Annotated in this window: 7 protein-coding genes; 4 read left to right on the forward strand and 3 right to left on the reverse strand. The window is 64.0% G+C overall.

Annotated elements, in window-relative coordinates; translation table 11 throughout:
• Positions 1-1,347 (forward strand): ATP-binding cassette domain-containing protein (locus Y703_RS17485; protein WP_035763549.1); only part of this gene is annotated, 1,347 nt, incomplete at its 5' end.
• 23 nt (positions 1,348-1,370) lie between these two features.
• On the opposite strand, the gene Y703_RS0102620 is transcribed toward Y703_RS17485, so the two are convergent.
• Both Y703_RS0102620 and glpX read right to left on the reverse strand, forming a co-directional pair.
• Positions 1,371-2,402, reverse strand: coding sequence for a lipid II:glycine glycyltransferase FemX (locus tag Y703_RS0102620; protein WP_026551472.1), 1,032 nt, complete (start codon positions 2,400-2,402; stop codon positions 1,371-1,373).
• 40 nt (positions 2,403-2,442) lie between these two features.
• Entirely contained in the window at positions 2,443-3,492 is a 1,050-nt protein-coding gene (gene glpX / locus Y703_RS0102625) for a class II fructose-bisphosphatase (protein WP_035763551.1), read from the reverse strand.
• A gap of 145 nt (positions 3,493-3,637) precedes the next feature.
• Here glpX and Y703_RS17490 point away from each other — a divergent pair, with 145 nt between their 5' ends.
• Genes Y703_RS17490 through Y703_RS0102640 form a run of 3 tightly spaced genes read left to right on the forward strand, consistent with a single transcriptional unit; the run spans position 3,638 to position 6,371 of the window.
• Positions 3,638-4,267, forward strand: a complete 630-nt coding sequence (locus tag Y703_RS17490; RefSeq protein ID WP_253907907.1) for a DUF4245 domain-containing protein — start codon at positions 3,638-3,640, stop codon at positions 4,265-4,267.
• Positions 4,268-4,306: 39 nt separating this feature from the next.
• Entirely contained in the window at positions 4,307-4,921 is a 615-nt protein-coding gene (locus Y703_RS0102635) for a carbonic anhydrase (RefSeq protein WP_026551474.1), read from the forward strand.
• Positions 4,922-4,943: 22 nt separating this feature from the next.
• Entirely contained in the window at positions 4,944-6,371 is a 1,428-nt protein-coding gene (locus Y703_RS0102640; RefSeq protein WP_026551475.1) for a class II fumarate hydratase, read from the forward strand.
• A gap of 98 nt (positions 6,372-6,469) precedes the next feature.
• On the opposite strand, the gene Y703_RS17495 is transcribed toward Y703_RS0102640, so the two are convergent.
• Positions 6,470-6,886, reverse strand: a complete 417-nt coding sequence (locus Y703_RS17495; RefSeq protein WP_051427226.1) for an NUDIX hydrolase — start codon at positions 6,884-6,886, stop codon at positions 6,470-6,472.
• Between the last annotated feature and the right edge of the window lie 2 nt (positions 6,887-6,888).

Consider the following 6,888-nt stretch of genomic DNA (forward strand, 5'->3'; position numbering starts at 1 on the left):
GCCACCGCCACGATGGAAGCCGCAGCCGATGGGTTGGCGTCCGGCACCCGGGGCGCCAACGACACTTATGGAATGGCACTCGACCACTGGATGGCGTGCGGAGCCGCTGACCTTGCCGATCGTATTCCGTCAGTCCTGGCCGAGCTTGGGCTCGAGCTCGGCCAGGACACGCCGATGACCGGCCTCTCCGGCGGACAGGCCGCGCGCGTCGCCCTTGCCGCCCTGCTGCTGAGCCGATTCGACGTCGTGCTCCTCGATGAGCCAACCAATGACCTCGACCTGGCCGGCCTCGACCGCCTCGAGGAATTCGTACGGGGCCTGCGGGGCGGCGTCGTCCTGGTGTCCCACGACCGCGAGTTCCTCGCCCGCTGCATCACCACGGTGGTTGAGCTGGATCTGCCCCAACGCAGCGTTGCCGTGTATGACGGTGGATATGATGCGTACCTCGACGAGCGCGCCGTAGCGAAGCGCCACGCACGGGAGGCATATGAGGAGTTCGCCGACAAGAAAGCTGAGCTTGTTTCCCGCGCCCGGACTCAACGGGAGTGGAGCTCGCAAGGGGTCCGCAATGCGATGAAGAAAAGTCCTGACAACGACAAGATTCGGCGCCGGGCCAGCATGGAGTCCTCCGAGAAGCAGGCACAGAAGGTCCGGCAGATGGAGTCACGGATTTCCCGGCTCGATGAGGTGGCCGAGCCGCGCAAGGAGTGGCAGCTCCAGTTCAGCATCGGCGCCGCTCCCCGCTCCAGTTCGGTGGTGGCGACCCTGAACGGCGCAGTAGTCACCCGCGGCGGTTTCACTCTTGGTCCGGTGTCCCTGCAGGTCAACGCCGGCGACCGGATCGGGATCACCGGGCCCAATGGCGCGGGGAAATCGACTCTCCTCGCCCTGCTGCTGGGTCAGTTGGCGCCCGACGAGGGCGGGGCGACGCGCGGTGCGAGTGTCGCCGTCGGCGAGATCGACCAGGCCCGCGGCGTGTTTCCCGAGACTGAACCGTTGGGGGACGCCTTCGAGGCCCTGGTCCCGAGTCTGAACCGTGCCGAGGTCCGCACGCTGCTCGCCAAGTTCGGGCTGAAGGCCGACCAGGTCAGCGGCACAGTGGGCAGCCTGTCGCCTGGTGAGCGCACCCGCGCGGCGTTGGCGCTCCTGCAGTCCCGCGGAGTGAACCTGCTAGTGCTCGATGAACCGACCAACCACCTTGACCTGCCAGCCATCGAACAGCTGGAAGAAGCGCTGGAGAACTACGACGGCGCGCTGCTGCTGGTCTCCCATGACCGTCGACTGCTGGAGAATGTTCGGCTTGGCACCCGCTGGGCAGTGGCTGACGGACAGGTACTCATCAGTTGACCCGGCACCCAGTGCAGGGCCGGCTAGGACCGTCCGGGCACCAGCTCCCTGAGCCTCGCACCAGCTGACTGCGCGAGCCGCAGTCCGTCCCGGGCCAGGGGCATCGCGCGCCGGTACAGGGGGTACAGCGGTGAGAGAGGCTTGTCCCACGTACCGGCAAGTTCGTTTTCGTGCTTGGCCCAGCCCATCTTGAACTTGGACACACCATCATTCAATAGCCCGTTGAAGTCATAGCGCACCGCGCCGCGTTCCTTCATGGACCGGATCGCCAGCCACTTCAGCGCATAGTTGGCGCGCAGCTGCTCGCCCTCGGGTGTCATTCCACCGTAGAGCTCAAAGACTGTGTGATCACTGACCGACAACCAGAGAAAAGCGACAACGTCATCACCAGCGAACGCCGCGAACACGGGCGAGGAGCTGCCCAGATTGTCGAAGATGTCGAGGTAATAGAGGTTTTCGTGGATGCCAAATCCGGCCCGTTCGGCCGTCTGCCGGTAGACGGCCAGACACTTGGGCAGCTCGGCGCGGGTCACCTCCCGGTAGGTCAGATCCTCCCGACCGGACTTCCTGATGTACTGCCGGTGCTTCTTGCTCATCGCCGCAAGCAGCTCATCCTCGGACCAGGTGAGATCGAGGATGAGGGTGCGCCCGATCAGGATTGTGCTCTCGGTGCTGAGCCACCCGGCAGCAGCCAGCGCTGCTGTAGGTGCCGCGTCTGCCGCCCAATCGGGTTCGATGCTCAACGCCACAGCCCTGTGTGCCTGCCTGACATAGAGCTCAAGCGCACGCAGCACCTCAGCCTCGCAGTGGGGCGCAGTCTGCGGCCCGCGGGGGCAGTACGCCAGCGCCGTGAACGGGACAGGAAGCTTCCTCAGGAGGACCTGCGCACAGCCCACCAACACGCCGTCGTCCTGAACGAGCACCCGATCCACGCTCCAACCGTGTGCGGCCTTCGTCGTGCCCCACCCCCAGAGCTGCTGGGGATGTCCCAGCAAGGCGTTGACGGCGGCGTCCCACCGGGATTCGTCGGTGCACCGCACCACTGAAAGGGTCATACTCTCAACCCTAACGCGCTTAGCGGTCCACCCCGGCGACCTACTTCAGGCGTGCGTAGCTCTCCCATTTGTGGGCCTGGTGCTCGCCATCGACCACCCTGATGGTTCCGGACTTGGACCTCATCACGATCGACTGGGTCAGGACCTTGCCCTTGCTGTACCGCACGCCGCGCACCAGGTCGCCGTCGGTAATGCCGGTCGCGGCGAAGTAGCAGTTATCGCTGGTGACCAGGTCGGAGGTGGACATCACCCGGTCGAGATCGTGTCCGGCGTCAATCGCCTTCTGCTTCTCTTCATCGCTGGTGGGCCACAGCCGGCCCTGGATGACCCCGCCCAGGGATTTGATGGCGCACGCTGCGACGATGCCTTCGGGCGTGCCGCCGATACCCATCAGGGCATCGACGTCGGTGCCCTCGCGGGCCGCAGCGATGGCACCGGCCACGTCGCCGTCCATGATGAATTTGGTGCGCGCGCCGGCGGCGCGGATCTCGTCAACCAGAGGGCGGTGGCGGTCACGGTCCAGAATCATGACGGTGACCTGGTTGACTGACTTACCCTTCGCCTTGGCGATAAGGTGCAGGTTCTGCTTGACGGGCAGGCGCAGATCCACCATGTCTGCTGCCTCAGGGCCGGTGACCAGCTTCTCCATATAGAACACTGCCGAGGGATCGAACATCGTGCCGCGCTCGGCGACCGCCAGGACGGCGATGGCATTATTGATGCCGAGCGCCGTCAGGCGGGTTCCGTCGATGGGATCCACTGCGACGTCGCATTCAGGGCCGCTGCCGTCGCCGACCCGCTCGCCGTTGAACAGCATCGGAGCTTCATCCTTCTCGCCCTCGCCGATGACCACAACGCCATTGAAGTGGACAGTCGACAGCAGGGAGCGCATCGCGTCCACTGCCGCACCGTCGGCCTTGAGCTTGTCACCGTAGCCAACCCAGTGCCCGCCAGCAATCGCGGCTGCCTCGGTGACACGGACCAGTTCCAGCGCAAGGTTGCGGTCCGGCTCGTCATCGCCAACCGCCAGCGAGCGGGAGAGCGTTGAATACTGGGCTGATTTGGCGTTGTTAGACACGTCAATCCTCATCGTCGAAGCGGCGCTGTGCCATTGCTGGCGAAAGCTGCGGGACTTATCCCCTGCGCCCAAGCATAGTGGCCGTCGGTCGGAGCACACTAGGTGTGACGTGGGCGCCGTTTAGGTGGGTACACCACGTGTGGTGGAAAATGGAGCTGTGAGCAACCCCCAGCCCGGATCATCAGAGAACCCAGTCGACGCCGGTCTGGGTCCAGCCGCTGAACAGCAGGTCACGCCGGTACTGACCCCCAAGCAGGCGAAGCGTGCCAACTCGACAGTTGTCGGCATGTTGATAGCCATCGCCGCGACCTTTGGTCTTGTTCTTCCGGTGCTGCTGTTCAATCCGACCCACACGGCCGAGACCTACGCCCGGGACATCGATGTGCGGAATGTGTCTTCTGAAGCGGCTGATATCGCAGGCTATGTTCCGCTGGCACCCGATCTGCCGGCCGGCTGGACCTCCAATTTTGCCCGCTGGAACTCCGGCGGCAGCGACGGCGTCTCCTTCTGGGAGGTCGGCTACCTCACCCCTGAACGGCAGTTCATCCAGCTCACCCAGACAGCTAGCGCCAACCCCACCTGGACAGCCCAACGACTCGAGGATACCCAGGTGTCAGGTCAACGCAGCATTGCCACAGTGGACTGGGAACTGCTGGATAGTTCGTCGGGCGATTCCTTCCTCAGCACCGAGACCGGTGAGTTCACCCTCATTTTGAACGGCACAGCTGACCTCGCGGAGTTCGATGTGCTCGGTGCCGCCATTGCCGATGAACTTTCTGCGTCATAAGCTCCCGATAAGTGAGTGAATCCGGCGTAGGGTAGGGCGGTGGACAACCAACTGCCCCCAGCCCAAGCCTGGCTTCGGCTACGTGAAGGAAACCTGCGGTTTGTCTCCGGGCAATCCTCACACCCCAATCAGGACGCGCTGCACCGCGCCTCGCTGGTGAACACCCAACACCCGTTCGCAGTAATTTTTGGCTGTTCGGACTCCCGCTTGGCGGCCGAGATTATCTTCGACCTAGGCCTCGGTGACGTATTTGTTGTCCGCACTGCCGGCCAGGTCATCGACGACGCCGTCCTGGGATCCCTCGAATTCAGTGTCAGCGTGCTGAACGTCCCACTGATAGTGGTCCTCGGACATGACCGCTGCGGAGCTGTCTCAGCGACCATTGATGCAATCGACTCCGGAGTGATGCCAGTAGGTTTCCTCCGCGATCTGGTGGAGCGGATTACTCCGTCCGTGCTGACGTCCCGACGCAATGGAGTGACCGACATCAATGCGACGGTGGTGGAGCACATTAAACAGACGTCCAAACGCATGGTCGATTCCTCGCGGGTCATCTCGGACGCCGTGGAGCACGGCTCAACCGCTGTAGTAGGCGTAACCTACCGGCTCGAGGACGGCAAGGCCGAAATCGTCTCCGGATTTGGTGCCTTGTAGCCCCACCGGAGAGAATTGGCGCATGACTCAATCGCCTGGATCCGACGCCGAATTCCGTATTGAACACGACACGATGGGCGAGGTCCGGGTTCCGGTCAACGCCCTCTACCGTGCACAGACACAACGCGCTGTTGAAAACTTCCCTATCTCCGGCACGCGTCTTGAGCGGGCACACATCGAAGCGTTGGCGCGGATCAAGAAGGCCGCAGCCACCGCCAACGCAGAACTGGGAGTGCTCGACGACGAGCGCGCCCGCGCCATCGAGGCCGCGGCCGAAGAGGTAGCCCAGGGACTGTACGACGGCGACTTCCCCGTCGACATCTACCAGACGGGCTCCGGCACGTCCTCGAACATGAACATCAACGAGGTCATCGCAACGCTGGCCAGCCGGGCATTGGCCGCCGCCGGCAGCGAGACCTCGGTGCACCCGAACGATCACGTCAATGCCTCCCAATCCTCCAACGACGTGTTTCCCACCTCGGTACACGTGGCGGCAGCGTCCGCGCTGACCAAGGATCTGGTTCCGGCACTTGAGTACCTCGCCGCGTCGCTGGAACGCAAGGCCGAGGAGTTCAAGACGGTCGTCAAGTCCGGCCGCACCCATCTCATGGATGCCACGCCCGTCACCCTCGGCCAGGAGTTCGGTGGATACGCCGCCCAAATGCGGTACGGCGTCGAACGGATCACTGCCTCGCTCCCCCGGGTGGCCGAGGTGCCCCTGGGCGGGACCGCGGTCGGCACCGGCATCAACACTCCAGCAGGTTTTCCTGCCCGGGTCATCGAGCTGTTGGCCAGCGACACTGGCCTGCCTCTGACCGAGGCGCGTGACCACTTCGAGGCCCAGGCCAACCGCGATGGGCTGGTCGAGGTGTCAGGGATGCTGCGCACCATCGCCGTGTCACTCACCAAAATCAACAACGACCTACGCTGGCTTGGCTCCGGCCCCAACACCGGGCTCGGTGAGATCGCTCTGCCCGACCTGCAGCCTGGCTCGTCAATCATGCCAGGCAAGGTTAACCCGGTGATCTGCGAGGCAGTCATCATGGTGTGCGCCCAGGTGATGGGCAACGACGCTACGGTAGCCATCTCCGGCACCAATGGCGCCTTCGAGCTGAACGTCGGTATCCCAGTCATCGCCCGCAACGTCCTGGAATCGGTGCGTCTACTGAGCACCTCCACCCGGGTAATGGCAGACAAAATGGTCGACGGCATTACTGCCAACGAGGAACGGGCCCGGTTCCTCGCCGAGGCGTCGCCGTCGATCGTGACTCCACTGAACAAGTACATCGGCTACGAGAATGCTGCAAAGATCGCCAAGAAGGCTGTCGCCGAGGGACTGACTGTCCGGGAGGCAGTCGTCGCGCTCGGGTTTGTGGAGCGCGGAGAGCTCACCGAGCAGCAGCTCGATGACTCACTCGACGTGCTGTCGATGACCCGCCCGCCGCAGTAGCCCCTCCTTAGCGCACAGAAACTGCCCTGGGGGAAAGACCCGCCGCGAGCAACCGGCGAACCTTTCCCTCCGGGGAGTTTCTTGCCCTAAAGAGGGTCTCAGCGGACAAAGTGCGGGACGCCGTCGGCAGTCAGAGCGGCCGCAACCAGCTGTCGATGCCGCTCGTTGAGCTCCGGGAGTTCGTCGATCGGGAACCAGCCGACCTCGGTGGACTCGTCGTCGTTCACGCGGGCCTCACCTGACACGTACCGGCAGCTGAAGTCGGTGGTGAGGAAGGTACACACATCCCCATTGGGGAAGGTGACCGGTCCCACCACCTCCACCCGGATCAGATTCTCGACCTGCGCCCGGACCCCGGTTTCCTCGAAGATCTCGCGGACGATGCCATGCGCCGGTTCTTCGCCGGGCTCAAGCATGCCGGTGATCACCGTCCACTGTCCGTTGTCTGAGCGCTTGCCCAGCAGTACCCGGCCGGCGTCGTCGAGCACAACACCGCCGACGCCGGGAAGCCACAGCG

It is taken from the genome of Arthrobacter sp. H20 (genome assembly GCF_000520515.1).
Classification (GTDB): Bacteria; Actinomycetota; Actinomycetes; order Actinomycetales; family Micrococcaceae; genus Arthrobacter_D.